General features: G+C 67.7%; 29 protein-coding genes. 21 read left to right on the top strand and 8 right to left on the bottom strand.

Features of this window, described 5'->3' with window-relative positions; genetic code table 11:
• Nucleotides 1-70: 70 nt before the first annotated feature.
• Entirely contained in the window at nucleotides 71-1,045 is a 975-nt protein-coding gene (locus KDJ86_RS11770) for a complex I NDUFA9 subunit family protein (RefSeq protein ID WP_291745798.1), read from the top strand.
• A gap of 14 nt (nucleotides 1,046-1,059) precedes the next feature.
• On the opposite strand, the gene KDJ86_RS11765 is transcribed toward KDJ86_RS11770, so the two are convergent.
• Complete coding sequence (locus KDJ86_RS11765) at nucleotides 1,060-1,866, bottom strand: undecaprenyl-diphosphate phosphatase (RefSeq protein ID WP_291745796.1); 807 nt, start codon at nucleotides 1,864-1,866, stop codon at nucleotides 1,060-1,062.
• A gap of 119 nt (nucleotides 1,867-1,985) precedes the next feature.
• Here KDJ86_RS11765 and KDJ86_RS11760 point away from each other — a divergent pair, with 119 nt between their 5' ends.
• Genes KDJ86_RS11760 through KDJ86_RS11745 form a run of 4 tightly spaced genes read left to right on the top strand, consistent with a single transcriptional unit; the run spans nucleotide 1,986 to nucleotide 5,025 of the window.
• Nucleotides 1,986-2,678 carry a glutathione S-transferase family protein gene (locus KDJ86_RS11760; RefSeq protein WP_291745794.1) on the top strand — a complete coding sequence of 231 codons (693 nt, stop codon included), beginning with the start codon at nucleotides 1,986-1,988 and terminating at the stop codon, nucleotides 2,676-2,678.
• Nucleotides 2,576-3,778 carry a tRNA epoxyqueuosine(34) reductase QueG gene (gene queG / locus KDJ86_RS11755; protein ID WP_291745792.1) on the top strand — a complete coding sequence of 401 codons (1,203 nt, stop codon included), beginning with the start codon at nucleotides 2,576-2,578 and terminating at the stop codon, nucleotides 3,776-3,778. Before KDJ86_RS11760 ends, queG begins: the two co-directional genes overlap by 103 nt.
• A complete protein-coding gene (locus tag KDJ86_RS11750) occupies nucleotides 3,765-4,121 on the top strand; it encodes a hypothetical protein (RefSeq protein WP_291745790.1) in 357 nt (118 codons plus the stop codon). Before queG ends, KDJ86_RS11750 begins: the two co-directional genes overlap by 14 nt.
• Before the next feature lie 25 nt (nucleotides 4,122-4,146).
• Entirely contained in the window at nucleotides 4,147-5,025 is an 879-nt protein-coding gene (locus KDJ86_RS11745; RefSeq protein ID WP_291745788.1) for an SDR family oxidoreductase, read from the top strand.
• Here the strand turns inward: KDJ86_RS11745 and KDJ86_RS11740 are convergent.
• Nucleotides 5,022-5,807, bottom strand: coding sequence for an alpha/beta hydrolase (locus tag KDJ86_RS11740; protein ID WP_291745786.1), 786 nt, complete (start codon nucleotides 5,805-5,807; stop codon nucleotides 5,022-5,024). The two genes, KDJ86_RS11745 and KDJ86_RS11740, sit on opposite strands and share 4 nt — an antisense overlap.
• Nucleotides 5,808-5,994: 187 nt before the next feature.
• On the opposite strand from KDJ86_RS11740, the gene infC reads away from it, so the two are divergent.
• The 9 genes from infC to KDJ86_RS11695 all read left to right on the top strand — a co-directional run bounded on the left by infC (nucleotide 5,995) and on the right by KDJ86_RS11695 (nucleotide 13,722).
• The gene (infC, locus tag KDJ86_RS11735) at nucleotides 5,995-6,534 is read left to right on the top strand and encodes a translation initiation factor IF-3 (protein WP_291745877.1); all 540 of its coding nucleotides are present in this window, start codon (nucleotides 5,995-5,997) and stop codon (nucleotides 6,532-6,534) included.
• A gap of 220 nt (nucleotides 6,535-6,754) precedes the next feature.
• Complete coding sequence (gene rpmI, locus KDJ86_RS11730; RefSeq protein ID WP_291745784.1) at nucleotides 6,755-6,955, top strand: 50S ribosomal protein L35; 201 nt, start codon at nucleotides 6,755-6,757, stop codon at nucleotides 6,953-6,955.
• 24 nt (nucleotides 6,956-6,979) lie between these two features.
• Nucleotides 6,980-7,336: a 50S ribosomal protein L20 gene (gene rplT / locus KDJ86_RS11725; RefSeq protein ID WP_291745782.1), complete on the top strand. Its 357-nt coding sequence runs from the start codon at nucleotides 6,980-6,982 to the stop codon at nucleotides 7,334-7,336.
• A 74-nt stretch (nucleotides 7,337-7,410) separates the two neighbouring features.
• Nucleotides 7,411-8,466, top strand: a complete 1,056-nt coding sequence (locus KDJ86_RS11720) for a Rieske 2Fe-2S domain-containing protein (RefSeq protein WP_291745780.1) — start codon at nucleotides 7,411-7,413, stop codon at nucleotides 8,464-8,466.
• Between the two features lie 10 nt (nucleotides 8,467-8,476).
• The gene (pheS, locus tag KDJ86_RS11715) at nucleotides 8,477-9,574 is read left to right on the top strand and encodes a phenylalanine--tRNA ligase subunit alpha (protein WP_291745778.1); all 1,098 of its coding nucleotides are present in this window, start codon (nucleotides 8,477-8,479) and stop codon (nucleotides 9,572-9,574) included.
• Nucleotides 9,571-10,188 (top strand): PolC-type DNA polymerase III domain-containing protein, encoded by a 618-nt coding sequence (locus KDJ86_RS11710; protein ID WP_291745776.1) that lies wholly within the window; start codon nucleotides 9,571-9,573, stop codon nucleotides 10,186-10,188. The genes pheS and KDJ86_RS11710 overlap by 4 nt, the downstream gene beginning before the upstream one ends.
• Complete coding sequence (gene pheT / locus KDJ86_RS11705) at nucleotides 10,185-12,608, top strand: phenylalanine--tRNA ligase subunit beta (protein ID WP_291745773.1); 2,424 nt, start codon at nucleotides 10,185-10,187, stop codon at nucleotides 12,606-12,608. Before KDJ86_RS11710 ends, pheT begins: the two co-directional genes overlap by 4 nt.
• Nucleotides 12,605-13,162 carry a hypothetical protein gene (locus KDJ86_RS11700; RefSeq protein WP_291745771.1) on the top strand — a complete coding sequence of 186 codons (558 nt, stop codon included), beginning with the start codon at nucleotides 12,605-12,607 and terminating at the stop codon, nucleotides 13,160-13,162. The genes pheT and KDJ86_RS11700 overlap by 4 nt, the downstream gene beginning before the upstream one ends.
• Before the next feature lie 59 nt (nucleotides 13,163-13,221).
• Nucleotides 13,222-13,722 (top strand): cyclic nucleotide-binding domain-containing protein, encoded by a 501-nt coding sequence (locus tag KDJ86_RS11695; RefSeq protein ID WP_291745770.1) that lies wholly within the window; start codon nucleotides 13,222-13,224, stop codon nucleotides 13,720-13,722.
• A 175-nt stretch (nucleotides 13,723-13,897) separates the two neighbouring features.
• Here KDJ86_RS11695 and ppa read toward each other — a convergent pair whose 3' ends face one another.
• Entirely contained in the window at nucleotides 13,898-14,437 is a 540-nt protein-coding gene (gene ppa, locus KDJ86_RS11690; protein ID WP_291745768.1) for an inorganic diphosphatase, read from the bottom strand.
• 168 nt (nucleotides 14,438-14,605) lie between these two features.
• Here ppa and KDJ86_RS11685 point away from each other — a divergent pair, with 168 nt between their 5' ends.
• From KDJ86_RS11685 to KDJ86_RS11670, 4 genes are all read left to right on the top strand, one after another.
• Nucleotides 14,606-15,097, top strand: a complete 492-nt coding sequence (locus KDJ86_RS11685; protein WP_291745766.1) for a cyclic nucleotide-binding domain-containing protein — start codon at nucleotides 14,606-14,608, stop codon at nucleotides 15,095-15,097.
• Between the two features lie 113 nt (nucleotides 15,098-15,210).
• Nucleotides 15,211-16,185, top strand: coding sequence for a thiamine pyrophosphate-dependent dehydrogenase E1 component subunit alpha (locus KDJ86_RS11680; protein WP_291745764.1), 975 nt, complete (start codon nucleotides 15,211-15,213; stop codon nucleotides 16,183-16,185).
• Nucleotides 16,186-16,198: 13 nt separating this feature from the next.
• Nucleotides 16,199-17,227 carry an alpha-ketoacid dehydrogenase subunit beta gene (locus tag KDJ86_RS11675; protein WP_291745762.1) on the top strand — a complete coding sequence of 343 codons (1,029 nt, stop codon included), beginning with the start codon at nucleotides 16,199-16,201 and terminating at the stop codon, nucleotides 17,225-17,227.
• Nucleotides 17,224-18,429 carry an acetoin dehydrogenase dihydrolipoyllysine-residue acetyltransferase subunit gene (locus KDJ86_RS11670; protein WP_291745761.1) on the top strand — a complete coding sequence of 402 codons (1,206 nt, stop codon included), beginning with the start codon at nucleotides 17,224-17,226 and terminating at the stop codon, nucleotides 18,427-18,429. The genes KDJ86_RS11675 and KDJ86_RS11670 overlap by 4 nt, the downstream gene beginning before the upstream one ends.
• A gap of 31 nt (nucleotides 18,430-18,460) precedes the next feature.
• Here the strand turns inward: KDJ86_RS11670 and KDJ86_RS11665 are convergent, their stop codons facing one another.
• From KDJ86_RS11665 to KDJ86_RS11650, 4 genes are all read right to left on the bottom strand, one after another.
• A complete protein-coding gene (locus KDJ86_RS11665) occupies nucleotides 18,461-18,913 on the bottom strand; it encodes a DsrE family protein (protein WP_291745759.1) in 453 nt (150 codons plus the stop codon).
• A gap of 9 nt (nucleotides 18,914-18,922) precedes the next feature.
• Entirely contained in the window at nucleotides 18,923-19,504 is a 582-nt protein-coding gene (locus KDJ86_RS11660) for a hypothetical protein (RefSeq protein ID WP_291745756.1), read from the bottom strand.
• 115 nt (nucleotides 19,505-19,619) lie between these two features.
• Nucleotides 19,620-20,732 carry a mannitol dehydrogenase family protein gene (locus KDJ86_RS11655; RefSeq protein WP_291745754.1) on the bottom strand — a complete coding sequence of 371 codons (1,113 nt, stop codon included), beginning with the start codon at nucleotides 20,730-20,732 and terminating at the stop codon, nucleotides 19,620-19,622.
• 263 nt (nucleotides 20,733-20,995) lie between these two features.
• Entirely contained in the window at nucleotides 20,996-22,006 is a 1,011-nt protein-coding gene (locus KDJ86_RS11650) for a zinc-binding alcohol dehydrogenase family protein (RefSeq protein WP_291745752.1), read from the bottom strand.
• 384 nt (nucleotides 22,007-22,390) lie between these two features.
• Here KDJ86_RS11650 and KDJ86_RS11645 point away from each other — a divergent pair, with 384 nt between their 5' ends.
• Nucleotides 22,391-23,317 (top strand): SMP-30/gluconolactonase/LRE family protein, encoded by a 927-nt coding sequence (locus KDJ86_RS11645; RefSeq protein ID WP_291745751.1) that lies wholly within the window; start codon nucleotides 22,391-22,393, stop codon nucleotides 23,315-23,317.
• Nucleotides 23,318-23,325: 8 nt separating this feature from the next.
• On the opposite strand, the gene KDJ86_RS11640 is transcribed toward KDJ86_RS11645, so the two are convergent.
• Complete coding sequence (locus tag KDJ86_RS11640) at nucleotides 23,326-24,324, bottom strand: acetyltransferase domain-containing protein (RefSeq protein ID WP_291745749.1); 999 nt, start codon at nucleotides 24,322-24,324, stop codon at nucleotides 23,326-23,328.
• 322 nt (nucleotides 24,325-24,646) lie between these two features.
• Between KDJ86_RS11640 and KDJ86_RS11635 the strand changes: the two genes are divergently transcribed.
• Both KDJ86_RS11635 and KDJ86_RS11630 read left to right on the top strand, forming a co-directional pair.
• Nucleotides 24,647-24,928: an acyl carrier protein gene (locus KDJ86_RS11635; protein WP_291745747.1), complete on the top strand. Its 282-nt coding sequence runs from the start codon at nucleotides 24,647-24,649 to the stop codon at nucleotides 24,926-24,928.
• 11 nt (nucleotides 24,929-24,939) lie between these two features.
• Nucleotides 24,940-25,407, top strand: coding sequence for a 3-hydroxyacyl-ACP dehydratase FabZ family protein (locus tag KDJ86_RS11630; RefSeq protein WP_291745745.1), 468 nt, complete (start codon nucleotides 24,940-24,942; stop codon nucleotides 25,405-25,407).
• Nucleotides 25,408-25,425: the final 18 nt, after the last annotated feature.

The raw sequence follows: 25,425 nt of genomic DNA, 5'->3' as shown, positions 1-25,425 counted from the left end.
CGCTCGGGCGAATACACAGGCTAGCATCTGGGCGCGCTTTTCGGGCGCATGGCTTTCGGAGGCTGAAAGGATGGCGATCGCGGTTGCGGACAAGGGGCTGGTGACGGTCTTCGGCGGATCCGGCTTCCTCGGCCGGCATGTCGTCCGCGCGCTGCTGAAGCGCGGCTGGCGGGTCCGGGCGGCGGTACGCCGGCCCGACCTTGCCGGTCATCTCCAGCCGCTCGGCATGGTCGGCTGGGTCCAGCCGGTGCAGGCGAATCTCCGCTACCGCTGGTCGGTCGACCGGGCGGTGGAGGGGGCCGACGCTGTGGTCAACCTCGTCGCGATCCTCGCGCCATCCGGACGCCAGACCTTCGAGACGGTGCATGTCTTCGGCGCCCGTGCCATCGCCGAGGCCGCCCGCGCCGCCGGATTGACGTCGATCACCCACGTCTCGGCGATCGGTGCCGACCCCGAATCCGATTCCGACTATGCGCGGACCAAGGCCGGGGGCGAGCAGGCGGTGCTCGAGACGCTGCCCGACTCGGTCATCATGCGGCCGTCGATCATGTTCGGGCCCGAGGATCATTTCTTCAACCGCTTCGCGGCCATGGCGCGGATGTCGCTCTGCCTGCCGCTGATCGGCGGCGGCGGAACGCGCTTCCAGCCGGTCTTCGTCGGCGACGTCGCCGCGGCGATCGCCGATTCGGTCGAGGGCAAGGCGCGGGCGGGCACGACCTACGAACTCGGCGGGCCGGAGATCGAGACCTTCCGCGACTGCATGACGATGATGCTGCGTGAAATCGACCGGAAGCGCCTGCTGGTGCCCGTGCCATGGGGCGTCGCCGGGCTCATGGGCCGTATCGGCCAGCATCTGCCGGGCAAGCCGCTGACCCTCGACCAGGTCCGCCAGCTCCGGCGCGACAACGTCGTCTCGGAGGCGGCGATCGCCGAGGGGCGGACGATCGGGAGCTTCGGCATCAGGCCGACCAGCCTCGCCGCCATGCTGCCGGCCTATCTCACCCGCTTCCGCCCGCATGGCGAATACGAGAGCCGCCCCGCCTGAGCGGGGGCGTTCGATCAGCCGCGATAGACGAAGAAGTAGAGACCGGCGGCACCGACCGCGATCCGCCACCAGCCGAACAGCGAATAGCCGTGGCGGCTGACGAAATCGAGCAGCGAGCGCACGACCAGCAGGGCGGCGACGAAGGCGGCGGCGAAGCCGATTGCCACCAGGGCGATCTCGTCGCCGGTGACCAGCGCGCGGTTCTGGTAGAGGTCATAGGCGAAGGCGCCCGCCATGGTCGGCATCGCCAGGTAGAAGGAGAATTCGGCGGCCGAGCGCTTGTCGGTGCCCATCAGCAGCGAGCCGACGATCGTCGCCCCCGATCGCGATACGCCCGGCACCAGCGCCAGGCATTGGAAGAAGCCGATGCGGAGCGCCAGCCACAACGGGAAATCCATCACGTCGTGGTAGCGCGGCTCGAACCTGATACGATCGACGATCAGCAGGATCACCCCGCCGACGATCAGCGTCGTGCAGATCAGAAGGGGCGATTCGAAGAAGACCTCCTTGATGATCCGGTGGCCGAGGACGCCGAGCACGGCGGCCGGCAGGAAGGCAAGGAAGACGGCGGCAACGAAGCGGCGGGACTTCGGATCGCTTGGCAGGGTCCGCACCAGCTGGATCAGGCGCCCGGCATAGACCGCGAGGATGGCGAGGATCGCGCCGAGCTGGATCAGCACCTCGAACATCTTGCCCGGATTCTCGAAACCAAGCGCCCGTCCGGCGAGCAGGATATGGGCGGTCGACGAGACCGGGATGAATTCGGTCAGGCCTTCGATGACCCCGAGGATCAGTGCGTCGATGATCGAAGTGCCGTCCAACGGATTTCCCCCTATGCAGGATGCCGAATCGCCTTGTTCCGGCCGCAGGTGGTCTCTATACCCGATGCCGAATCGCGAGAGGAAGAAGTGATCGGGGCCTCCTCCCTTACTCCCACCTGATGTCAGTCCTGTACCACCACCCACTGTCAGCGGGCTGCCGCTATGTGCGCCTGATCCTTGCCGAATACGGCGAGGCGGTTGAGCTTGTCGAAACCGTGCCCTGGGAGCGGAGCGAGCAGCTCCTCGCGCTCAATCCGGCCGGCACCGTGCCGATCTTCGTCGACGAGACCGACGGGCCGATCATCGGCGCGACGGTGATCGCCGAATACCTGGCGGAAACCCGCGGCTCGCGGGTCGGCGAAAGCACCCTGATGCCGACCGGCCCGGTCGACAGGGCGGAGGTGCGGCGCCTCGTCTCCTGGGCGCTGGACAAGCTCGACGACGAGGTCGTCGGCTATCTGGTCACCGAGAAGGTGCTGAAGCGGCTGGCGCCGTCGGCCAATGGCGGCGGATCGCCGGATGCCGCCGCGATTCGCGCCGCGCGCAGCAACATCCGCTATCATCTGCGCTATATCGGGTATCTGGTCGCGCGGCGGGACTGTCTGGCGGGGCGTGAGCTGACCTTCGCCGATCTTGCCGCGGCGGCCGAATTGTCATGTGCGGATTACCTCGGCGAGGTGCCATGGGAGGAAGACGCGACGGCGAAGCAATGGTACGCGCGCGTCAAGTCGCGTCCGAGCTTCCGCGAGATCCTCGCCGATTCGTTGCGCGGGGCCCTGCCGGCGACCCATTACGCCGATCTCGACTTCTGAAGGAGCGGCTGGTCGCCGACGCGCTGGCGGAGGGCTTCGACGTCGTCGGGGTGGCGCGCCCGGACGCGGTGCCCGAGACCGTGCCGCGGCTCCGCCAGTTCCTTGACGAGGGCCTGCATGGCGACATGGCCTGGATGGCGGAAACGGCCGAGCGCCGCGCGGCGCCCCGAACGCTTTGGCCCGCCGCGCGCTCCGTGATCATGCTCGGCATGAATTACGGACCGGACCGCGACCCGCTCTCCGGTCTCGGCCGCAAGGACCGGGCGACCATCTCGGTCTATGCCCGCAACCGCGACTACCACGACCTGATCAAGGGCAAGCTGAAGCAGGTCGCGGGACGTTTCGCGGCTCGGACCGGGGCCGAGGTCAAGGTCTTCGTCGACACCGCGCCGCTGATGGAGAAGCCGCTTGCCGCCGCCGCCGGCATCGGCTGGCAGGGCAAGCATACCAACCTCGTCAGCCGCGACTTCGGCTCGTGGCTTTTTCTCGGCGCCATCCTCACCGATTGCGAGCTGCCGGCCGACGCGGCGGAGATCGACCATTGCGGATCCTGCCGGGCCTGCCTCGACATCTGCCCGACGGCGGCCTTCCCGGCCCCCTACCGGCTCGATGCGCGGCGCTGCATCTCCTACCTGACCATAGAGAACAAGGGGCCGATCCCCCGCGAATTCCGCGCGGCGATGGGCAACCGCATCTACGGCTGCGACGATTGCCTGGCGGTCTGTCCGTGGAACAAGTTCGCGCGGGTCACCAGCGAGGCGAAGCTCGCCGCCCGCGACGACCTCGATGGGCCGCCGCTGGCCGAGTTCGCGGCGCTCGACGACGCCGCTTTCCGCGCCCGCTTCTCGGGATCGCCGGTCAAGCGGATCGGCCGCGACCGTTTCGTTCGCAACGTGATGATCGCGATCGGCAATTCCGGCATGACGGAGCTGAGACCAACCGCCATGAATCTCCTTGACGATGCCGCGCCGCTGGTGCGCGGCGCCGCGGTCTGGGCGCTCGGCCGTCTCGATCCGGCGGCGGCGCGCGAGGAAAAGGCGCGGCGGATCGGAACCGAAACCGACCAGCAGGTCCTGGAGGAATGGCATGATATCGACTGAAGGCAAGACACCGGCGACGGCCGACGCGCCGGAAGGTGAACTGGTGCCCCCGGGCTCGAAGGACCACGCCGCGCTTCACGAGGACCGGCTGCGCGCGCAGGCGCTCCGCGCCCAGGCCGTCGGCCGCCAGGCGGTCGGAGCCGGCTCATTCGGCGCCGTCGCGGCGGGGGCTTTCGCGATCGGCGCCCTGGCGATTGGTGCGCTGGCCATCGGGCGTCTCGCCATCGGCCGGCTGACGACAAAGGAAGCGCGGTTCGACCGGCTCAGGATCGGGACGCTGGAACTGGGCGAGGTCCGGGAAATCGAAAGGCCGGACGACGGGAGCGGCCGGCGGCGACGGTGATTCCAGCCGGCACGCGGGACGCCTGATGCGGCTCTTTGTCCTCGGCCTCGGCTACAGCGCGACCGCCTTCGTCGCGGCGGTTCGCGATCGGGCCGAGACGATCGGCGGCACGGTGCGCGGCCCCGAGAAGGCGGCGGCGCTCCGGGCCGACGGCATCACGACGCTGGCCTTCGACGGCACGCGGCCCGGCGATGGCGTCGCGGAAGCGTTGGGCGAGGCGACCCACCTCCTCGTCTCGATCGCGCCGGGAGAGGAGGGCGACCGCGTCCTCCGCCATCATCGCGGCGATATCCGCGCGGCCCGGAAGCTCGCCTGGGTCGGCTACCTCTCGACCGTCGGCGTCTATGGCGACCATGGCGGCGCCTGGATCGACGAGGAGACGACGCCCCGGCCGCGCCGCGGCCGATCCGAAGCGCGGCTCGAGGCGGAGCAGGAGTGGGCTGGCCTCGCGGGCGAGCAGGGCGTCCCGCTCGGCATCTTCCGCATCGCCGGCATCTACGGGCCGGGCCGTAACGCGCTCGCCAACCTCGCAGAAGGCAAGGCGCGGCGGCTGGTCAAGCCCGGCCAGGTCTTCAACCGCATCCACGTCGCCGACATCGCGACGACGCTCGCCGCCGCCGCCGCCCGGCCGGCGACCCGCATCTACAACCTCGCCGATGACGAGCCGGCGCCGCCGCAGGATGTGGTCGCCTATGCCGCGGGGCTGATGGGCGTCGCGGCGCCGTCGGCGATCCCCTTTGACGAAGCGGAGCTCTCGCCGATGGCCCGCTCCTTCTATGGCGAGAACAAGCGGGTTTCGAACCGTCGTATCAAGGACGAGCTTGGGGTCACGCTCCGCCATCCGACCTATCGTGAGGGTCTTGGTGCGCTGTGGCGTGAGGGAAACTGGAAAGGCGAAGGCTAGTCGCCATCGATGATGCCGGCGATCGCCGCTTCGAGGCGTTCGAGATCCTCGGGCCGCGATAGGCGGTGGTCGCCGTCCTTGACGAGGGTCAGCACCACGTCGTCGCTGGCAAGCCGCGAGACGAGGCCGGTGGCGTGGCGCCAGGGCACATCCGTGTCGCGTATCCCCTGGAGGATATGCACCGGGCAGCCGGTCTCGATCAGCCGGTCGCCGAAAAGATGCCGGTCGCCGTCCTCGATCAGTTTCCGGGTGATGACGTAGCCGCTGTCGGAATAGTCGCTCGGGGCGCGAAACATTCCGGTTTCGGTGAGTTCCTTGCGGTCGCGCTTGCTCATCGTCTCCCACATCAGCGCCCGGGTCATGTCGACGGCGGGGGCGATGAGGACGAGGCCGGCGAGCCGGCTCCCCTTTGCGCCGACCTTTTCGCGGTGCGCCTCGGCGAGGAGCAGTGCCAACCATCCGCCCATCGACGAGCCGACGACGATCTGCGGGCCGGCGGTCCGGTCAAAGACGGCGAGCGATTCCTCCAGCCACAGCGAGATGGTGCCATCCTCGAAACGGCCCCCCGACCGACCGTGGCCGGAATAGTCGAAGCGGGTCATCGCGAGGCCGCGGGCGGCCGCGAAAGAGTCCAGCGCTTCGGCCTTGGTGCCGGCCATGTCGGAGGCGAAGCCGCCGAGCCAGAAGATGCCCGGCTCCCCGCCGGGCCGTGACAATACGGCGATCCGCCGGGCGTCTTCGCCACTGCCGGCGGTGATCTCCTCGGGGCTGGCTTCGGTCATTCTCGCATCCTCCGGCTGGCGAACGGGGTTCCGAATGCCTATATCGCGTTCCTTGCCGGTGGAACCCGTCCCGGATCGAATTGGTTGACTTCCCGTCGGCTTTGCAGGAATCCTTCGCTGTCTGCACCGGCCGTGCGATATCGGGCGGGATGCGGGCTATTGTGTACAATTCTAGAGGAGAATGGCCATTCGCAGGCCCCATAGAGCCCCCCCGACGGCGGCCAAGGAAGGCCCCCGGGTCAATGAGGAGATTCGCGTCAGCGAAGTTCAGTATATCGATGCCGAAGGTGCCAATCTGGGCACCGTACCGATCGAGCGCGCCCTGGAACTGGCGGCCGAGGCGGGTCTCGACCTTGTCGAGATAGCCCCGAATTCCGTTCCGCCGGTCTGCAAGGCCCTCGATTTCGGCCGGTATAAGTACCAGGCCCAGAAGAAGGCGGCGGAAGCCCGCAAGAAGCAGAAGACGGTCGAAATCAAAGAGATAAAGATGCGGCCGAACATCGACACCCATGACTATGAGGTGAAGATGCGCTCTGTGAAACGCTTCTTCGAGGAAGGCGACAAGGTCAAGGTGACCCTCCGCTTTCGCGGCCGCGAGATGGCCCACCAGGAACTCGGTGTCAGGTTGCTCGACCGGGTCAAGGACGAGACGGCGGATTTCGCCAAGGTCGAGTCCGAGCCCCGTCTCGAGGGACGCCAGATGACCATGGTGCTGGCGCCGCGCTGAAGCCCAGTGGCCGGCCCGCTTGAACGGGCCGGACCGGCAGTGGCGGGCGCGGCGATTTTTGGCCGTGGGCACGCTTGTGCGGCGTCCGTCCAGTCTGTATAACCCCGCGGTTCCGAGCCGCCCGGCCTCAAAAGGGCATGCCGTGGCGGCTCGAATGCTCAGATGAACGTCTAACTGGCCGGCGGCATCGTTGTCCGCGACAGGCTGCATGGAGAGCCAAATGCCCAAGATGAAGACCAAATCGGGCGCCAAGAAGCGATTCAAGGTGACCGGAACCGGCAAGGTTATGGTCGCGCAGGCCGGCAAGCGGCATGGCATGATCAAGCGCACCAACAAGTTCATTCGTCAGGCGCGGGGGACGATGGTCCTTTCCGACCAGGATGCCCGCATCATCAAGAAGCACTTCCTGCCGAACGCCTGAACCCAGCCTTACCGGAGAATCCTCATGTCACGCGTCAAACGCGGCGTCACCGCCCATGCCCGGCACAAGAAGGTCCTCGCCCGCGCGAAGGGCTATTACGGCCGGCGCAAGAACACCATCCGCACCGCCAAGGCGGCGGTCGACAAGGCCGCGCAATATTCCTATCGCGACCGCAAGAACCGCAAGCGCTCGTTCCGCGCGCTGTGGATCCAGCGCATCAACGCGGCTGCGCGCGAGCATGGTCTGACCTACGGCCGATTTATCGACGGCCTCGGCAAGGCCGGGGTCGAAGTAGACCGGAAGGTGCTGGCCGACCTCGCCGTCCGTGAGCCGGCTGCCTTCCAGGCGCTCGTCGCAAAGGCCCAGGGCGCGCTCCAGTAAGCCGCGCGCCAAAGCCTTCCGGCGAACGCCGCTCCGAGAACAGGGCGGACGGCGCGCTCGCGGGATAGACATCAATGCAAGGCCTGAAGGCGGAGCTGCTCCGCGGTCTGTGGTACGTCGCGATGCCGGGCGCAAAAGTCCGGCGCGGCACCACCGTTCCGGTCGCCATGCTCGGCGAACCGGTGCTGATCGGCCGCGCCGCCGACGGCTCGGTCTTTGCCATCCGCGACATCTGTCCGCATCGCGGCATCCCGCTGCGCTACGGCAGGTTCGATGGCGAGACCATCGAATGCGCCTATCACGGCTGGCGCTTCGGCCGCGACGGCGCCTGCCGGGCGATCCCGTCGCTGCGCGAGGGCCAGCAGGCCGATATCTCGAAGATCCGCACCAACGCCTACCCTTGCGTCGAGCGCCAGGGCCTGATCTGGGTCTATTTCGCGCAAGGCGAGGAGCAGCCCTCGGGAGACGAGGCGACGCCGCCGGCGCTGCCGGTCTTCGCCGATGACGTCGGGCCGACGCTGGCGATCCAGATGCATTTCGCCTGTTCGGCCGACCACGCCGCCTTCGGCCTGATGGACCCGACCCACGCCGCCTATGTCCATACCTCCTGGTGGTTCAAGCGCCAGGCGCGCAAGCTCCGCCCCAAGGAGAAGGCCTTCGAGCCGTCGGACCTCGGCTGGAAGATGGTGCGCCACGACCTGCCGCCGCAGAACCTCGTCTACAAGCTGCTCGGCAAGAATGTCTCGACCGAGATCACCTACCGGCTGCCGGGGCTGCGCATCGAGGAGATCCGCGGCGACAGGCATGCGGTGGTGGGGCTGACCGCCATCACCCCGATCACCGACGAGGCGACCGAGGTACACCAGATGTTCTGGACGACGCCGGGCTGGGTGAGGCCGTTGGCGCCGCTCGCCCGCCACCTGATGCGGGTCTTCCTCGACCAGGACCGTGTCGTCGTCATCCGCCAGCGCGAGGGCCTGATGACGGCGCCGAAGGTGATGCTGATCAACGACGCCGATACCCAGGCGCGCTGGTGGATGCACGTCAAGGACGAATGGGCGAACGCGGCGAGGGAAGGCCGCGCCTTCGAGAACCCGCTGAAGCCGCGAACGCTGCGCTGGATGAGCTGAGGACTTTCCGATGAATACTGTGGCCAATACCGATCTCCAGGCGCTCGAGAAGGACCTGCTTCACCGCATCGCGGCTGCCGCCGACGAGACGGCGCTGGAGGCGGAGCGGGTAGCGGCGCTCGGCAAGAAGGGCGCGGTGTCGGAGCTCCTCAAGGGCCTCGGCGCCATGACCCCGGACGAGCGGAAGGTGATGGGGCCGGCGCTGAACGGCCTGAAGGACCGTATCAACCAGGCGATCGCCGCCCGCCGCGAGGTGCTGAAGGAGGCCGAGCTCGTCCGCCGCCTCGAGGAGGAGCGGGTAGACGTCACGCTGCCGGTCCGCCCCTCGGGGCTGGAGACCGGCCGCATCCATCCGGTCAGCCAGGTGATCGACGAGATCACCGCGATCTTCGCCGATCTCGGCTTCGCCATCGCCGAGGGGCCGGATATCGAATCCGACTATTACAATTTCACGGCGCTGAACTTCCCCGAGGGGCATCCGGCGCGCGAGATGCACGACACCTTCTTCTTCAATCCGAAGGAGGACGGCTCGCGCATGCTGCTGCGCACCCACACCTCGCCGGTCCAGATCAGGACGATGGAGACCGAGACACCGCCGATCCGTGTCGTCATCCCCGGCCGCACCTACCGCTTCGATTCCGACCAGACCCACACCCCGATGTTCCATCAGATCGAGGGGCTGGTGCTCGATGAAGAATCGACCATCGGCACGCTGAAATGGGTGCTGGAGGAATTCTGCAAGGCCTTCTTCGAGGTCGACCGGATCAACATGCGGTTCCGCCCGTCCTTCTTCCCCTTCACCGAGCCGTCGATGGAGGTCGATATCCAGTGCGACCGCTCGGGTTCGGAGGTCCGTTTCGGCACCGGCGACGACTGGATGGAGATCCTCGGCTGCGGCATGGTCCACCCGAACGTCATCCGCTATGGCGGGCTCGATCCCGACAAGGTCCAGGGCTTTGCCTGGGGGATGGGGATCGACCGCATCGCCATGCTGAAATACGGCATGCCGGACCTCCGCGCCTTCTTCGACGCCGACGTGCGCTGGCTGAACCACTACGGCTTCCGTCCGCTCGACCTGCCGTCGCTGGCAAGGGGGCTGTCGTCGTGACACCGGCCGAGGGTACGACCTTCGTCGTCACCGACGTCGAGCTCGACGGGCCGAGCCCGCTCCGCAATTCGATGCTGAGCTTCGCCTCGGTGGCGATCGACGGGCGCGGCGCGGTGCTCGACCAGTTCGAGGCGGTGCTCACGCCGCGCGCCGGCCATGGCCCGGACGAACGGACCACGGCCTGGTGGGCCACCCACCCGGAGGCCCATGCCGAGGCAACCCGCGACCCGGAGCCGCCGGAAACGATCATGCCACGCTACGTCGCGTGGCTGGAAAGCCTGCCGGTGCCGCGGGTTTTCGCCGCCCGGCCGCTGATGCTCGACGGGGTGTGGATCGACCACTATCTCGATGTCTTCGCCGGCAAGCGGATCATGACCATGCCGGGCGCGGGAACGCCGCTCTTTTCCGGCGTCGGCCTCGACATCGCCTCCTTCGCCGCCGCGGTCACCGGGCTCGATCAGGTGACGATGATGGGCAAGCCCTTCGACGCCGAGTGGCTCGGCAACGTGCCCCATACCCACCGGGCGATCGACGACGCGCTCGGCTACGCCAATGTCCTCGCCCGCCTTCTCGATATGGCGGCCGCCCGCAAGACCGAAAGCGCAATGTCATGAAATTCACCCTGTCCTGGCTCAAGGAGCATCTCGACACCATCGCCACCGTCGACGGGATCGCCGACAAGCTGACGATGATCGGCCTCGAGGTCGAAGGCGTCGAGGATCTGACCAAGGACTTCGCGCCGTTCCGCATCGCCCGGGTGGTCTCGGCCGAGCCACACCCGAATGCCGACCGGCTGCGGGTCTGCGTCGTCGATCCCGGCGACGGCAGCGAGGTCCAGGTGGTCTGCGGCGCGCCGAATGCGCGGGCCGGGATGAAGGGCGTCTTCGCCCCGGCCGGCACCCGTGTTCCCGGCACCGGCGTCGACCTCAAGAAGGGCGTGATCCGCGGCGTCGAATCGAACGGCATGCTGCTGTCGGAGCGCGAGCTCGGCCTCTCCGACGACCATACCGGCATCGTCGACCTGCCCGAGGACGCGCCGGTCGGCACGCCCTATGCCGATTATGCCGGCCTCGACGATCCGGTCTTCGATGTCGCCATCACCCCGAACCGGCCCGACGCGCTCGGCGTCACCGGCATCGCCCGTGACCTCGCGGCGGCGGGCGAGGGCAGGGCTATCCTGCGGCCGGTCGAGCCGGTCAAGGGAGACGGACCCTGCCCGGTCTCGGTGGCGCTCGATTTCGGCGACGCGCCGTCGCTCTGCCCGGCCTTCGGGCTGCGGCTGGTGCGCGGCGTGAAGAACGGCCCGTCGCCGGAATGGCTGCAGCAGCGGCTCCGCTCGATCGGCCTCCGCCCGATCAACGTGCTGGTCGATATCACCAATTTCATCACCCATGACCGCTGCCGGCCGCTGCATGTCTTCGACGCGGCCAAGGTCTTCGGCAGCCTCGTCGTCCGCCGCGCCCGCGACGGCGAGGAAATCCTCGCGCTCGACGGCAAGACCTATGCGCTCGATCCGGAGATGTGCGTCATCGCCGACGATCGCGGCGTCGAGTCGCTCGCCGGCATCATGGGTGGCGAGGATTCCGGCTGCACCGAGGACACCGTCGACGTGCTGATCGAATCGGCGCTCTGGGAGCCGCTGAACATCGCCCAGACCGGACGCCGGCTCGGCGTCCAGTCCGACGCGCGCCACCGTTTCGAGCGCGGCGTCGACCCTGCCTTCATGATTCCCGGGCTGGAGATGGCGACCCGCATGGTGATGGAGCTTTGCGGCGGAAGCCCAAGCGACCTATTCATCGCGGGCGAGGTGCCGGAACCCGCGACCGTGATCGATTTCCCGGTGGCCGAGATCAAGCGGCTCACCGGCATCGATCCTTCGGTCAGCGACGCTACCCGCATCCTCGAAGACCTCGGATTCGGTTGCAGGCCGCACCGGACGGAGGGCAGCATCGTGGTCAGCGTGCCGTCATGGCGGCCGGATGTCGCGATCAAGGCCGATCTCGTCGAGGAGGTGGTGCGGATCATCGGCGTCGACCGCGTGCCGGTGACGCCGCTGCGGCGCGATCCGGGCAGCCTCAAGCCGGTGCTGACCACGCTCCAGACACGGACGCGCGCCGCCAAGCGGGCGCTCGCGGCACGCGGCATGGTCGAGGCGGTGACCTGGTCGTTCATCTCCTCGCGCCAGACCGAGGCCTTCGGCGGCGGCCAGCCCGAGCTCATCCTCGCCAATCCGATCGCCGCCGACATGTCCGACATGCGGCCGAGCCTGCTGCCCGGCCTGATCGCCGCGACCCAGCGCAACGCCGACCGCGGCTTCGACGATCTCGCCCTGTTCGAGGTCGGCCAGGTCTACGGCGGCGACCGGCCCGACGACCAGCGCACCGCGGCGACCGGCGTCCGCCGCGGGACGGCCGGCGTGGATGGCGGCGGCCGGCACTGGTCGGGCTCCGCGGCGGCGGTCTCGGCCTTCGATGCCAAGGCCGACGCCATCGCCCTGATCGAGGCGCTAGGCCTCTCGGCCGACAAGGTCCAGATCACCACCGACGCGCCGGCCTGGTTCCATCCCGGCCGCTCCGGGACGATCCGGCAGGGACCGAAGACGGTGATCGGCTGGTTCGGCGAGTTCCACCCGGCGGTCCTTGAGGAGCTCGACGTTTCGGGGCCGCTTGCCGGATTCGAGATCATCCTCGAGGCGATTCCGGAGCCCAAGGCGCGCGCCACCAGGACGCGCCCGCCGCTCGCCCTCTCCGATCTCCAGCCGGTGCGCCGCGACTTCGCCTTCCTGCTCGACCGCTCGGTCGCCGCGGCGGCGGTGATGCGGGCGGCGAAAGGCGCCGACAGGAAGCTGATCTCCGATGTCTCGGTCTTCGACGTCTTCGAGAGCGAGGCGATCGGCGCCGACCGCAAGTCGCTGGCCATCGAGGTCGTGCTTCAGCCGACCGAGAAGACGCTGACCGACGAGGAGATCGACGCGACATCGGCGAAGATCGTCGCGGCGGTCGAGAAGGTGACCGGCGGCACGCTCAGGACGTGATCGGCCGCTGGACCTTTCACGGCCACGCCATCGTCTCCGAGGACGACCGGATCGCCGGCGCCGACGGACTGACCCCCGACTCGTTGCGCAACGAGGCCGACTGGCGGCGATTCCAGTCGGCGCTTGATACGGCGGCGGTGACGATTCTCGGACGGCTCGGCCACGAGGTTAATCCCAATCCGAAGCGGCGACGGCGCCTCGTGATGTCGCGCTCCGTCGCCGGCCTCGAACGGCACGACGACGGCTGGTGGTGGAATCCGGCCGGCATGAGCATCGGGAAGGCGCTGGCCGAGGTCGCGCCGGAGGGTGGCGTCGCGGCCATTCCCGGTGGCCGGGAGGTCTTTGATTTCTTCCTGGAAACGGGGTTCGACCGATTCGATCTCGCGCGCGTTGCCGGCGTCCGGATAGCCGGTGGCATCCCGATATTCTCGTCGGTGTCCGAAGGCCGGAGCGCCGCCGGGAGTCTCGCCGCGCACGGTCTCCGTCCCGCGCCGCCGGAAGTCCTCGACGCGGCGGCGGGCGTCTCCGTGACCCGGTGGCAGCGGACGGGTTGACGGTTCCGCCGCACCGGCGGACAGTATCACGGTCAACATTGCGCCCGGGGGCGAGTCAGGTGGACATCAGGGGCATCCTCAATTCGACCGCGTTCTTCAACGTCGTGCTCGACGCCGGGCAGCTCGACGCGCTTGCCGCGGCGGCCCGCGAGGTCAGGTTCGGACGCGGCGAGGTCATCATGCGTCAGGGCGAGATGGGCGCGGTGATGTACGCGCTGACCGACGGCAAGGTCGTCGTCAGCGTCCACGAGCCGGGCGGCGAAAGAGTTGTCGCGACGCTGGCGCCGGGCGAGGTGTTCGGCGAGATGGCGGTCATCACCGGCGACCGCCGCAGCGCCACGGTGAAGGCCAAGGGCAAGGCCACGGCGATCGAGATCGGCAAGGAGGCGCTGGCGCCGCTGCTGGCCGCCGAGCCGAAGCTCGCCGAGCGCTTCGGCGCCGTCATCGAGCAACGCAGCAGCGAACTGGCCAGCCGCAACAAGGAAGCGCGGCACTGGGTCAGCGTCGGTGTCGGCCGCGAACAGATCGCGGCGCGGATGACGAGCTTCTATTCCGGCTAGCAAGTCCAGGCGGCAGGGCCGTCCACTCCCGATCCCGCTCGCAGGTCACGAAGAAATCGTGGTGGAGGACGAGCCCCTTGCCGGCGCAAATCCGGGCGTTGCACGACGCCGGACCGACCCGCCGGCGCGGCGGGCGCCAGCGGGCTCTTGCGGTTCCGGCGCGGTTCGCCGCCCGTCAGCCGGACCCGGCCTCCTTCGCCCGCTCCATCGCCTCCGTGATCAGCGCCTTCGCCTCGTCGGCGTCGCCCCAGCGCAGGACCTTGACCCATTTGTCGGGCTCGAGGTCCTTGTAGTGCTCGAAGAAATGCTGGACCTGGGCGAGGGTGATCTGCGGCAGCTGCGAAACCGTCTGGATCGAGTGGTAGCGCATGGTGAGCCGGGTGGTCGGAACGGCGATGATCTTCTCGTCGCTTCCCGATTCGTCGGACATCAGAAGCACGCCGATCGGACGGACATTCATCACCGCGCCAGGCATGATGGCCCGCGTGTTGGTGACCACGACATCGATCGGGTCGCCGTCGTCCGAAAGGGTATGGGGGACGAAGCCATAATTCCCCGGATAGCGCATCGGCGTATAGAGGAACCGGTCGACGAACATCGCCCCCGACGACTTGTCGAGTTCGTATTTGATCGGCTCGCCGCCAACCGGAACCTCGATGATCACGTTGACGTCCTCGGGCGGCTTGTTGCCGATGGGTATGGCGTCGATCCGCACGGATGTCGCTCCTCAAGCAGTGGTTCGGGTCTGCCGGCCGGCGACACGACGCGCCGGCATCGGCTCCCCTCTTAGAGACACATAGTGGACGCCATGCCAACCTTTTCGAAGGCTTGACCCCCGGTTCGGCGACGTGGAAAGTCCGCCGACCCGGAGGAGCGCCCCAGAATGCAGGCCCGCGACGTTCTCGCCACGGATTCCTTTTTCGCCGACGCATTGTCGCCGGCCGAGCTCGATTCGCTCGCCGAGCGGGCCAGACAGCGTCGTTTCGCGAGCGGCGACAGGCTGATTCGGGAGGACGATGTCGGCGGCTCGCTGTTCATTGTCGTCAGCGGCGAGGTCACGATCGACACCGGCGACCGCCAGACCGGCAAGCACATCGCGACGGGCGGGGCCGGCACCGTCGTCGGCGAGATGTCGCTGATGACCGGCGCGAGGCGCAGCGCCAATGTCACCGCCTCGACCGAGGTCACGGCACTCGAGATCACCAAGTCGGCGCTCGAACCGATCCTTGCCACCTCTCCGGTGCTGGTCGATCGCTTCGCGGCGATGCTGAAGCGCCGCCAGTCCGAGCTCGATCTCGCCTATGGCGCGGGCGGCCGGTTTTCAGGCGGCGAGCTGGCGCGCAGGATCCGCAGCTTCTTCGGGCTCGGCGGCTGACCGGCTTTCTTGCGGTAGCCATCCGCAAAAGGCAGGACGCGGACTTGCCAGCGCCCGGCAAGCGCATATCATCGGGTGCAACGACAAGACGATTGAAACCGGGAGGATTGGCAATGGCGAGCGGCCTGCAGCTGTCGCGCGAGGAATTGGGCGCGGTATACCGCCGGATGCGGACCATCCGGGAATTCGAGGATGCGGTCCACGCCGAATTCTCCGCGGGTGCAATACCGGGTTTCGTGCATCTTTATGCGGGCGAGGAGGCGTCCGGCGTCGGCGTCTGCATGCATCTCGACGAGCGCGACGCCATCGCCTCGACCCATCGCGGCCACGGACACTGCATCGCCAAGGGTGTCGAGGTCGGGCCGATGATGCATGAGATCTTCGGCCGCAAGGACGGATTATGCGGCGGCAAGGGCGGCTCGATGCATATCGCCGACCTGTCGAAGGGCATGCTCGGTGCGAACGGCATCGTCGGCGCCGGCGCGCCGCTGGTCTGCGGCGCGGCGCTGACCGCCAAGACGCTGAAGACCGGCGGCGTCGCGGTCTGCTTCTACGGCGATGGTGCCTCCAACCAGGGCGCGGTTCTGGAGAGCTACAATCTCGCCAAGATCTGGGACCTGCCGGTGGTCTTCGTCGCCGAGGATAACGGTTATGCCGAATCGACGGCGTCGAGCTGGTCGGTCGGCGGCAGCCAGACCGGCCGCGGCACCGGCTTCGGCATTCCCTCCCGTGAGGTCGACGGGGCGGATTTCTTCGGTGTCTACGAAGCGGCCGGCGAGGCGATCGAGCGGGCGCGGCGAGGCGAGGGACCGTCGCTGCTCCATGTCAGGCTCAACCGCTTCTACGGCCACTTCGAGGGCGATGCCGGCACCTATCGCCTGCCCGAGGAGGTCGAGGCGGCGCGCAAGAACGATCCGATCGAGCTTTTCCGGCAGCGGGTGATCGAGGCTTCGCTGCTCAGCGCCGAAGAGCTCGACGCGGCGGACAGGGAAATCTCCGCCGAGATCAGGGATTGCCTCGCGGCGGCCAAGGCCGCGCCGATGCCGACCGAGGCCGACCTGATGACCGACATCTACGTGACGTATTGAGGGGAGCGCGACCATGTCGAAGAAGAGCTATCGCCAGGCGATCAACGAAGCGCTCCGCCAGGAGATGGAGCGCGACGAGCGGGTCATCATCATGGGCGAGGACATCGCCGGCGGCACCGGAGCCGCGGGCGACCAGGATGCCTGGGGCGGCCCGATGGGCGTCACCAAGGGGCTGCGCCCGCAATTCGGCGGTGATCGCGTCCTCGATACCCATCTCGCCGAAATCTCCTTCGTCGGCGCCGCCGCCGGCGCCGCGCTGACCGGCCTCAGGCCGGTGGTCGAGCTGATGTTCGTCGACTTCATGGGGGTCTGCTTCGACCAGATCTTCAACCAGGCGGCGAAGTTCCGCTACATGTTCGGCGGCAAGGCGGTCACCCCCCTCGTCATCCGCACCATGTACGGCGCCGGCTTCCGCGCCGCCTCGCAGCATTCGCAATGCCTCTATCCGGTCTTCACCCATATCCCCGGGCTGAAGGTCGCGCTGCCGTCCAACGCCTACGAGGCCAAGGGCCTGCTGACCCAGGCGATCCGCGACGACGACCCGGTGATCTTCTTCGAGCACAAGGCGATGTACGACGAGGAGATGGAGGTTCCGGACGAGCCCTATGCCATCCCCTTCGGCGAGGCGAACGTCACCCGCGAGGGCGACGACGTCACCATCGTCGCCTTCGGCCGTATGGTGAACTTTGCCAACCAGGCGGCGGACTCGCTCGCCAAGCACGGCATCACCTGCACGGTCGTCGATCCGCGGACAACTTCGCCGCTCGACACCGAGACGATCCTCGAAACGGTCGAGGAGACCGGGCGGCTCGTCGTCGTCGACGAGGCGCATCCGCGGTGCGGCATGGCGGGCGACATTGCCGGCCTCGTCGCCGAGCGCGCCTTCGACTCGCTGAAGGCGCCGATCAAGCTGGTTACCGCGCCGCATGCGCCGGTTCCCTTCTCGCCGGTGCTCGAGGATATCTACATCCCGGGCGTCGCCAGGATCGAGGAAGCGGTCCGCGCGGTTGTCGAACACGACCGCAAGGTGGCGGCTGAATGACCGACGAGGGCCGGCGTCCGCAGCGAATCCCCAACTGGTGGGACGAGGAGGACAGCACCGACAAGCCAGCATCCAGGAGTGAGGAGGACATCATGGCCGACATCCAGCCGATCACCATGCCGAAATGGGGACTTGCCATGGAGGAGGGCATGCTCGCCCGCTGGACGGTCGATGTCGGCGCGGCGATCGAGCTCGGCCAGGAGATCATGGACATCGAGACGACCAAGATCGCCAACGTCTTCGAGAGTCCGGTCGCCGGCGTCCTGCGCCGCCGCGTCGTGGATGACGGGGATACGGTCCCGGTCGGCGCGTTGCTCGGGGTCGTCGCCGGTCCCGACGTCACCGACGAGGCGGTCGACGATTTCGTCAATGCCTTCCTCGAAAACTTCACCCCCGAGGAAAGCGGCGAAGCGGGCGGGCCGGTGCCGGAGACAGTCGAGGCCGGCGGCCGTCGCATCCGCCGTCTCAAGGCGGGCTCCGAATCCGGCGAGCCGATCGTCTTCATCCATGGCTTCGGCGCGGATCTCTCGACCTGGATGCTGAACCAGGCACCGCTCGCCGAGGAGCGTCCGGTCCATGCCATCGACCTTCCCGGCCATGGCGGCTCGGGGAAGGAGGTGGGCGACGGCAGCGTCGAGGTGCTCGCCCGGGCGGTCCTCGCCTATATGGATGCCGAAGGGCTCGACACCGCCCATCTGGTCGGCCATTCGCTGGGTGCCGCGATCGCCGCGACGATCGCCCTCGAGGCGCCCGACCGCGTCTCCGGCCTGACGCTGGTTGCCCCGGCCGGGCTGGGGCCCGAGATATCCGGCGACTTCATCGCCGGCTTCATCAAGGAAAGCCGTGCCCGCAAGCTCCGTCCCTATCTCGAGATGCTGGTCGCCGATCCGGACCTCGTCACCGCCGACATGGTCGAGGACGTGTTGAAGTTCAAGCGGCTCGACGGCGCCCTCGCCGCCCTGCAGGCGATCGCGGCGGCGAATTTCGACGAGAATACGCAGCGCGTATCGCTCCGCGACCGGCTCGGCGGAATTGGCGTCCCGGTCCATGTCGTGTGGGGCGAGGCGGACCGCGTGCTCCCGGCAAGCCATGCCGAGGGCCTTCCCGACAACGTGACCGTCACGGTCATCCCCGGCGCCGGCCATATCGTCCACATGGAAAAGGCCGGCGAGGTCAACAAGGTGATCACCGGCGCCAGCTAGGCCGGCGCTTTTCCGGCCATGGCTCCGAGGATCAGGGCCTGAGGTAGGCGTAGCCCTCGGCCTGGAGCCGGGCGAGGCGGGTCACGCCGCCCTCGTCGACGCGGACGAAGCCCGGCAGCAGGTCGCCGAGGTCGATGTCCTGCGCGGCAAGCGTGTTGCCGCAGGCAGCGAGCCCGACGCCGGCCGCCGCGATTCCGGCGACGCGACGGGCAATGTCGGGATTGGCCTTGTTCATCCGGAAGAGCGCCAGCGCCGGTCCGTGGACCACCAGGACGATCGTCACCTTGTCGGGGCCGCCCATGCCGGCGATGTGGTTTTCGATATTGCCGATGACGAAGGCGACCTTGTCGAGATCGCAGAGGTGATAGGCGACCTTCGGCACACCCGGCTCGGCTTCCGCCGCTTCCGCCGGGCTCCGCCACAGCGCCGCGCCGCCGGCCAGTGCCGCCAGGCGGGAGAAGATCGCTCTGCGGCTTGGCAGCATCGCCGTTCCTCAGCTCCCGCCGAGCACCGTCGCCCGGTCCGCATCGTCCCAGATCAGCGGTGCGCAGTCCGGAAGCGCCGTCCGGTCGAGCCGGAACAGCTTGTCGTCGAGACCAAAGCGCGCGTCCTCGGGCGGCTCCTCCTCCGATGCCGGATCCCAGGTGCGGGCACCGTAGGGGATGTCGACGAGGATCGATTCGGCATTCTTGATCCGGATGCCGATGTGGCCGCCGTCGCATTCGATACCGCAGCCCAGGGCCGCGCTGCCGTCGGCCGGCACGCCGCAGGCACCCGAGACCTGGAACTGGGTCTTGGCCGTCCGGAACTGGACGCCCATCGAGAGGACATACTGGCGGCCGGCATCGGGCTCGATATAGCTGGCGACGAAAAGCGTCATGTCGGTGACGTTCTGCTTGGGATGCCCGGCAAGGTGGACCGCGTCATAATGCCGGGTGTAGCAGGCGAAGACCCGGTCGTTGCCCGGATCCCGGCCGAAGAGGGCGAGGTCGCTGTCCGAGGCCGCCGCCGCGGAGCCTATCGAGACGGCGGACAGAACCGCCGCGACGCCCAACGCCTCAAGCCGCATCCGCATCGTTCGACCTCCGGGATTGCCGATGTGGCCCGAGCATATGCCCGATTCCCTCCCGAGTCTCGGCGGGGAGCGGCAATGTCGCTGGCCGGACCCGGCGTCCCAAGCCCGGCCATTCCTAGCGGAAGCCTTCCAGCCCCGAATCGCGGATGGCGATCAGGGTCGGCGCCGGATGACCGGGCGCCGATTCGTTCGCCATGTCGAGGAGCCCGCCGATCCGCCGCGCCTTCTTGGCCGCGTGGTTCATGGCGATATCGGCCATCCTGTGGTCGAGGAAGGGATTGAGGAAGCGCTGCATCACCCCGGCGCGATAGTCCGGCGCTTCCGCGATGCCGGCGGCGGCGAAGACCGGCAGGATCTCGGTATCGTAGATGGTGTCGAGCCAGGCGCGGATCGCCGGATCGGAAAGCATGGCGCGGACATTCTCCTCCGCCGGCCGCCGGTCGGCGAGCCAGCGCTCGGCGAGGCAGGAGTGGCCGAGATTGAGGATAAAGAGCTTCAGCCGCGCGGTGACGGTCAGGTCGTCGACCGGCTTGATGGCGGGATGGGTGAGCGGGATATGGAGGCCATCCTGCGTCTCGATCGCCCAGAGCGCGTAGGGCTCGGTCACCGCGCCGGCCGGCTCCAGCGCGTCGGAGACGATGCGGTCGACGAGGCTGTTCGCCCAGACGCAGTCGCCGCGCATCCAGTCGACGAAGGTATCCGGCAGGCCCGACCGCCGCGCGACCCCCTCGCAGAGGCCGGCAAGCACCGTGCCGTTGTCGGTCACCAGCTCGGTCGGGAAGAGGGTGAGCGGCCCGCCGTCGGCCCGCCAGCGCGCCGCCAGCAGCCGCGTCAGCTTCGCCGGGAAGGAGACCGGGATGTCATCGCCGAGGATCTCGCCGGGCGGCATCTGGTAGCCGCTGTCGCCGGTATTCGAGATCACCTGGTCGGCCTCGATGAAGACCCGCTCGACCTCGGCCCAGGCGCCGGCAGCGGAAAGGCCGCGCACCAGGCAGGTGGTGTATTCGGTCCGCTCGACCGGCACGCCCTTTTCCAGCCCGCGGACGACGATCGGCAGCGGCCTGCCGTCGAAAGCCGCAAGCCGGCCGGCGCGGTCGGCCGAGCCGGTGGTCTGGACCACCGTCACCGGCCCGAGGCCCTGCCCCTCCCGCATTGCGTCGGAGATGAAAAGATCGGCATGCGCCTGCAGGAAGCGGCTGGTGCCGAACTGGATGATCGGGGTCTTCATTCGGTGCTCCCGCATTCCGAGGAGATCGCACGCCGAACCCGCGCGGAGGCTTCCTCTCCCCCCTCGTGGGGGAGACAGCGACGCTTCGGTCGGCGGAGCCGGGCGCCAGCGAAGCTAGGGAGGGATGTGCGCCGGTCCGGTGGCGTACCGCTCTCCCGGATCTCCGGCGCCGATATGCAAGGAGCAAATCGGGGAAACCCGACCTCCCGCACATGGGGGGAGGTAACGAAATGCGGAGAGCCGGAGCTAAAAGACGTCATTGCTTACAGCGTCACGATCGCCTTGATCGGCGGGTCGTCGGAGGCGAGCCAGGCCGGCATCGCGTCCGGCAGCGCGTCGAGGTGGTCGCGGTGGGTGTTGATGGCGTCCATCGGGATATGGCTGCCCGCCACCGCGCTCATCACGGTCTCGAAATCCTGCCTGGTGGCGTTGCGGGTGGCGCGGATGGTCAGCTCGCGTCGGTGGAATTCCGGATCGTCGAAGGTGATCGACGCCTTGAGGACACCGACCATGACGATGCCTCCGCCGCTGGCGATGAAGTCGAAGGAGCGCTCCATCGCCCGGGCGTTGCCGGTGGCGTCGAACACCAGGTCGTAGCGGTCCCCGCCGGTCAGCCGGTCGACCTCGGCGAGCGCCGACTCGCCCGCCTCGATCGTCTGGCCGAAACCGAGGGTGTCGCGGACCGCGGCGAGCCGCCGGGACGACACGTCCATCACCGTCACCTCGCCGCCGGCAAGCCTGGCGAAGGCGGCGGTGCCGAGGCCGATCGGCCCGGCGCCGACGACGAGGACGCGGGCGCCGGGCTCGAGGTCCGAGCGGCGGACCGCGTGGGCACCGATCGCGAGGAACTCGATCATCGCCGCGTCGCGCAGGTTGAGATCGCCGGCGGGGTAGAGATTCTCCTCCGGCACCAGGATTCGTTCGCACATTCCGCCATCGATATGGACGCCGAGCACTTTCAGTGTTGCACAGCAATTGGTCTTGCCCTTGCGGCAGGCAATGCAGGTGCCGCAGGAGAAGTAGGGATTGATGACGACGGGCGTCCCGGGCTTCAGCGCGTCGCCGCGCGCGCCCTCGGCGACCACGCCGGAAAGCTCGTGCCCCATGATCCGCGGATATTCGAGGAACGGATGCAGGCCCTTGAAGATATGGAAGTCGGTGCCGCAGATCCCGATCGCCTTGATGTCCACCGCGACCATGCCCGGGACGGGATCGGGCGGCGGGACTTCGATACGTTCGAGCGTTCCGGGTTCGGTGCAGACAACGGCTCGCATTCTCTTCTTCCCTTTCTGCTTCGTCCGGATCGGCGGCTGGCGGAACCGGCCACCTTGTTCGGCTTGCGACTTCCGCTCTAGACTAATATGAGCTTTTGCCGCTTATGGACACCGCCCCTGTCATGGCGTGGCGGGTCTGGGTGTCGTCTGGAGGGGGAGGACGTGAAGCTGGTCCGGGAAGGGCCGCTCGGTGACCGCCATCGGCAGAACATGCGCGCCGCCAGCCTCGCCGCCATCAACCCCGACCGCGTCGGTTCCTGATCTGCGTCTCCGGCGCGGGTATTGGCTGCTCCTGACCGGATTGATCATCGTCGGCGTCGTCAACGCCGCCGGCGGACAGAAGACGGCCCGCCAGGGCGCATATTCACAAGGAGGATACGACTTATGGCACTCGTTGGACCTGACGCCGAACACTACGACAAGCGCTTCGTCTGGCTGATCAACGGCACCTGCCAGAAGGAGCTGCTCTACGACGGCTGCCGCTGGTCCGAGGGGCCGGTCTGGTTCCAGGACGGCAACTATCTCGTCTGGAGCGACATCCCCAACAACCGGATGATGCGCTGGGTGCCGAACGGCATTACCGGCAGCGTCAGCGTCTTCCGCACCGAGTCCAACTATTCCAACGGCAATACCCGCGATCGCGAGGGCCGGCTGGTGACCTGCGAGCATGGCGCCCGTCGCGTGACCCGGACCGAGCCCGACGGCTCGATCACCGTGATCGCCGACAGCTACAACGGCAAGCGCCTCAACTCGCCCAACGACGTCGTCGTCAAGTCGGACGGCACGATCTGGTTCACCGACCCCGACTACGGGATCATGAGCGACTATGAGGGCCACAAGGGCGAGGTCGAATACGGCGGCCGCTACGTCTTCCGCTTCGATCCGAAGTCGGGCGAGCTCGCCGTGGTCTGCGACGATTTCGACAAGCCCAACGGGCTCGCCTTCTCGCCGGACGAGAAGGAGCTCTATATCGCCGATTCCGCCGCCGCCCACGAGGCCGACAAGCCCCGCCACATCCGCGCCTTCAAGGTCAATGCCGACAACACGCTCTCGGGCGGCGAGGCGCGCTTCGTGCTGAAGCAGGGCTTCCCGGACGGCTTCCGCGTCGATACCGACGGCAACGTCTGGACCAGCGCCGGCGCCGGCATCGACGTCTTCGCCAGGGAAGGCGATGTGCTCGGCCGGATCAATTTCCCGCAGGGCGTCTCGAACCTTGTCTTTGGCGGACCGAAGCGCAACCGGCTTTTCGTCACCTGCACCCACGAGCTCTATTCGGTCTATGTCACCGCGACCGGCGTCCAGGTGCCCTGAGTCCCGGTCTAGGCACCGTTGGTCGAACCGGAAGGCAGGGTCCGCGCCCAGCATTCGGCGTCGATCGTCTGCCAGCGTTCGACCTGCGCGTCGCTGAGGTCGTGGCGGCTGGCGGCGACGAGGATGCCGGGCTCCGCGCTGAGCCCGGCTATGATGCAGCGGGAATAGGCGTCGCAGTCCTCCTGATCGTAGCCGGCCACCGCGCAGCTCGCGTCGTATTCGGACCTGACCTGCTCAGCGAGCGCGGCTTCGCTCGGGCCGATCAACGGCGCGACCACGAACAGGATGCCGACCAGGATCGGCTGGTGGATCAGGTAGATGGCGAGGCTCCATCGCCCCGCCGCGGCGAGGAAGCGCGCCACGAGGCCCTCGCCGCGCCATTGCCAGAGCCCCCAGTCGCCGTGATCGAGGAAGAACCGCCCGGCGATCACGCCGAAAAGAACCACGCCGAACCATGGGAAGATCGGCACGTAGTCGACGGTGATCGGCGGGTCGGTGGAGAGGCCGAGCCAGTACCACCAGTAGGAATCGAAGAATGGATTGGCGAGGAAATGCGGGCCGGCGAGAAAGAAGGCGGCGACGACCGCCGTCAGCCAGGCTGGTGCCCGGAGCAGAGGCAGGGCCAGCACGCTTGCCGCAACGATGCAGTGCAGGACGCCGAAGAAGATGAAGGCCCGCGGCTCGAACTTGAGCGTGGCGAGGGTGACTATGACAGCGGCTGCCGCAATGATTGCCAGCCGGCGGAAATAGGGACCGGCACGGAAGCCCTTCCGCATCGCCATGACCAGATTGACGCCGACCAGCGCGAGGAAGGTGCCGGCAATCAGCCGGGCGAAGACGATCCACCCGGGATTGACCGAGACATCGACGGCGATCAGGCGGTTGTCGGAGAGGTCCCAACTGAAGTGGTAGACGACCATCGCCAGGATCGCGATGCCTTTCGCCACGTCGATCGCGACGAATCGGCGGGAGGGCCCCGCGGCCTCGGATCCGGTCACTGCAACCACGAAACTCGCCTCGTCTGACTGCCCGTATTGTCTCGCGAGGACCCCCGCCGGCGCAACTGGCATGCGCGTCGCGGTGGACAGAAGCGGGGAAGGACGGTATTGCCCTTTCCGGCATTGCCATGCTCACGGGGGCGGGCGCTGGCCGGTGCGTTGAAAAACGGCGTCGGACAGTCCACGATCAACCTCTGCTAAGCCGTGCCGGAGTGAGCCGTCATGGCCACGCCCTGTCGAGGGGAGCGGCCAAAAGCGGGCTTTTTATGCTTGGATTCGCCGGCGCGCGGCGTTACATGGCCTGAATCAGCTAAGGGATCGTCAAAGTCACATGTCCTCGACATTCGATGTGGTTTCGCAGGTTATTTCCGAGACCAGCGAGATTCCACTGGATCAGATAACGCCGGAATCGCACGCCATCGACGATCTGGGCATCGATAGCCTCGATTTCCTCGATATTGTCTTCGCCCTCGACAAGAAATTCGGCATCAAGATTCCGCTCGAATCGTGGACCGAGGAGGTCAACGAGGGCCGCGCTTCGGTGGAAGACTATTTCGTCCTCAAGAATCTCTGCGCCCGGATCGACGAGCTCGTCGCTGCGAAGGACGCCTGACCGAAGCTCCCATGCGGCTCGAATATTTCGACATCATCGACACCGTCGACGTCTTCGACCTCGAGAACGGCCATGTCGAGGCCAGTTCGACGATTCCCGAGGAAAGCCCGGTCTTCGAGGGGCATTTCCCGGGCTATCCGGTGATGCCGGGGGTTCTCCTGCTGGAGATGATGAACCACACCGCCGGCTATCTGCTTCTCGGTCTCAACAATTTTGGCCGGCTTCCCTTCTTCGCCGGAGCCAAGAAGGTGAAGATCCGCAGCTTCGCGCTGCCGGGCATGCTGATGAAATCGGTCTGCGACCTCGTCCATGACGGTTCCGGTTTCTGCATCACCCGCAACGAGATCAGGGTCGACGGCAAGCTGATCGCGGACGCCGAGTTGACCATGATGGTCATGGATTTCCCGAGTCCGGAGCTGCCGGTGCTGGTGCGCGAACGGGCCCGCCAGCACGGTGTCGAGCTGGGGACGCTGACTTGACCTTGGAACGGCGCCCGG

Source organism: Bauldia sp., from assembly GCF_020442045.1.
Classification (GTDB): Bacteria; Pseudomonadota; Alphaproteobacteria; order Rhizobiales; family Kaistiaceae; genus Bauldia.
The sequence above is the reverse complement of the archived record's forward strand: the minus strand, read 5'-3'. Positions and strand labels throughout refer to the sequence as shown.

Bases quoted from the DNA above. Each gene is read 5' to 3' on its own strand.
- KDJ86_RS11770 (WP_291745798.1), top strand. From the start codon at position 71: ATGGCGATCGCGGTTGCGGACAAGGGGCTGGTGACGGTCTTCGGCGGA.
- KDJ86_RS11670 (WP_291745761.1), top strand. From the start codon at position 17,224: ATGACCGACGAGGGCCGGCGTCCGCAGCGAATCCCCAACTGGTGGGAC.
- pheS (WP_291745778.1), top strand. From the start codon at position 8,477: ATGAATACTGTGGCCAATACCGATCTCCAGGCGCTCGAGAAGGACCTG.
- KDJ86_RS11630 (WP_291745745.1), top strand. From the start codon at position 24,940: ATGCGGCTCGAATATTTCGACATCATCGACACCGTCGACGTCTTCGAC.
- KDJ86_RS11750 (WP_291745790.1), top strand. From the start codon at position 3,765: ATGATATCGACTGAAGGCAAGACACCGGCGACGGCCGACGCGCCGGAA.
- pheT (WP_291745773.1), top strand. From the start codon at position 10,185: ATGAAATTCACCCTGTCCTGGCTCAAGGAGCATCTCGACACCATCGCC.
- rplT (WP_291745782.1), top strand. From the start codon at position 6,980: ATGTCACGCGTCAAACGCGGCGTCACCGCCCATGCCCGGCACAAGAAG.
- KDJ86_RS11745 (WP_291745788.1), top strand. From the start codon at position 4,147: ATGCGGCTCTTTGTCCTCGGCCTCGGCTACAGCGCGACCGCCTTCGTC.
- KDJ86_RS11635 (WP_291745747.1), top strand. From the start codon at position 24,647: ATGTCCTCGACATTCGATGTGGTTTCGCAGGTTATTTCCGAGACCAGC.
- KDJ86_RS11760 (WP_291745794.1), top strand. From the start codon at position 1,986: ATGTCAGTCCTGTACCACCACCCACTGTCAGCGGGCTGCCGCTATGTG.
- KDJ86_RS11685 (WP_291745766.1), top strand. From the start codon at position 14,606: ATGCAGGCCCGCGACGTTCTCGCCACGGATTCCTTTTTCGCCGACGCA.
- KDJ86_RS11680 (WP_291745764.1), top strand. From the start codon at position 15,211: ATGGCGAGCGGCCTGCAGCTGTCGCGCGAGGAATTGGGCGCGGTATAC.
- KDJ86_RS11650 (WP_291745752.1), bottom strand. From the start codon at position 22,006: ATGCGAGCCGTTGTCTGCACCGAACCCGGAACGCTCGAACGTATCGAA.
- KDJ86_RS11645 (WP_291745751.1), top strand. From the start codon at position 22,391: ATGGCACTCGTTGGACCTGACGCCGAACACTACGACAAGCGCTTCGTC.
- KDJ86_RS11655 (WP_291745754.1), bottom strand. From the start codon at position 20,732: ATGAAGACCCCGATCATCCAGTTCGGCACCAGCCGCTTCCTGCAGGCG.
- rpmI (WP_291745784.1), top strand. From the start codon at position 6,755: ATGCCCAAGATGAAGACCAAATCGGGCGCCAAGAAGCGATTCAAGGTG.
- KDJ86_RS11660 (WP_291745756.1), bottom strand. From the start codon at position 19,504: ATGCGGATGCGGCTTGAGGCGTTGGGCGTCGCGGCGGTTCTGTCCGCC.
- KDJ86_RS11720 (WP_291745780.1), top strand. From the start codon at position 7,411: ATGCAAGGCCTGAAGGCGGAGCTGCTCCGCGGTCTGTGGTACGTCGCG.
- KDJ86_RS11665 (WP_291745759.1), bottom strand. From the start codon at position 18,913: ATGCTGCCAAGCCGCAGAGCGATCTTCTCCCGCCTGGCGGCACTGGCC.
- KDJ86_RS11675 (WP_291745762.1), top strand. From the start codon at position 16,199: ATGTCGAAGAAGAGCTATCGCCAGGCGATCAACGAAGCGCTCCGCCAG.
- queG (WP_291745792.1), top strand. From the start codon at position 2,576: ATGGTACGCGCGCGTCAAGTCGCGTCCGAGCTTCCGCGAGATCCTCGC.
- KDJ86_RS11740 (WP_291745786.1), bottom strand. From the start codon at position 5,807: ATGACCGAAGCCAGCCCCGAGGAGATCACCGCCGGCAGTGGCGAAGAC.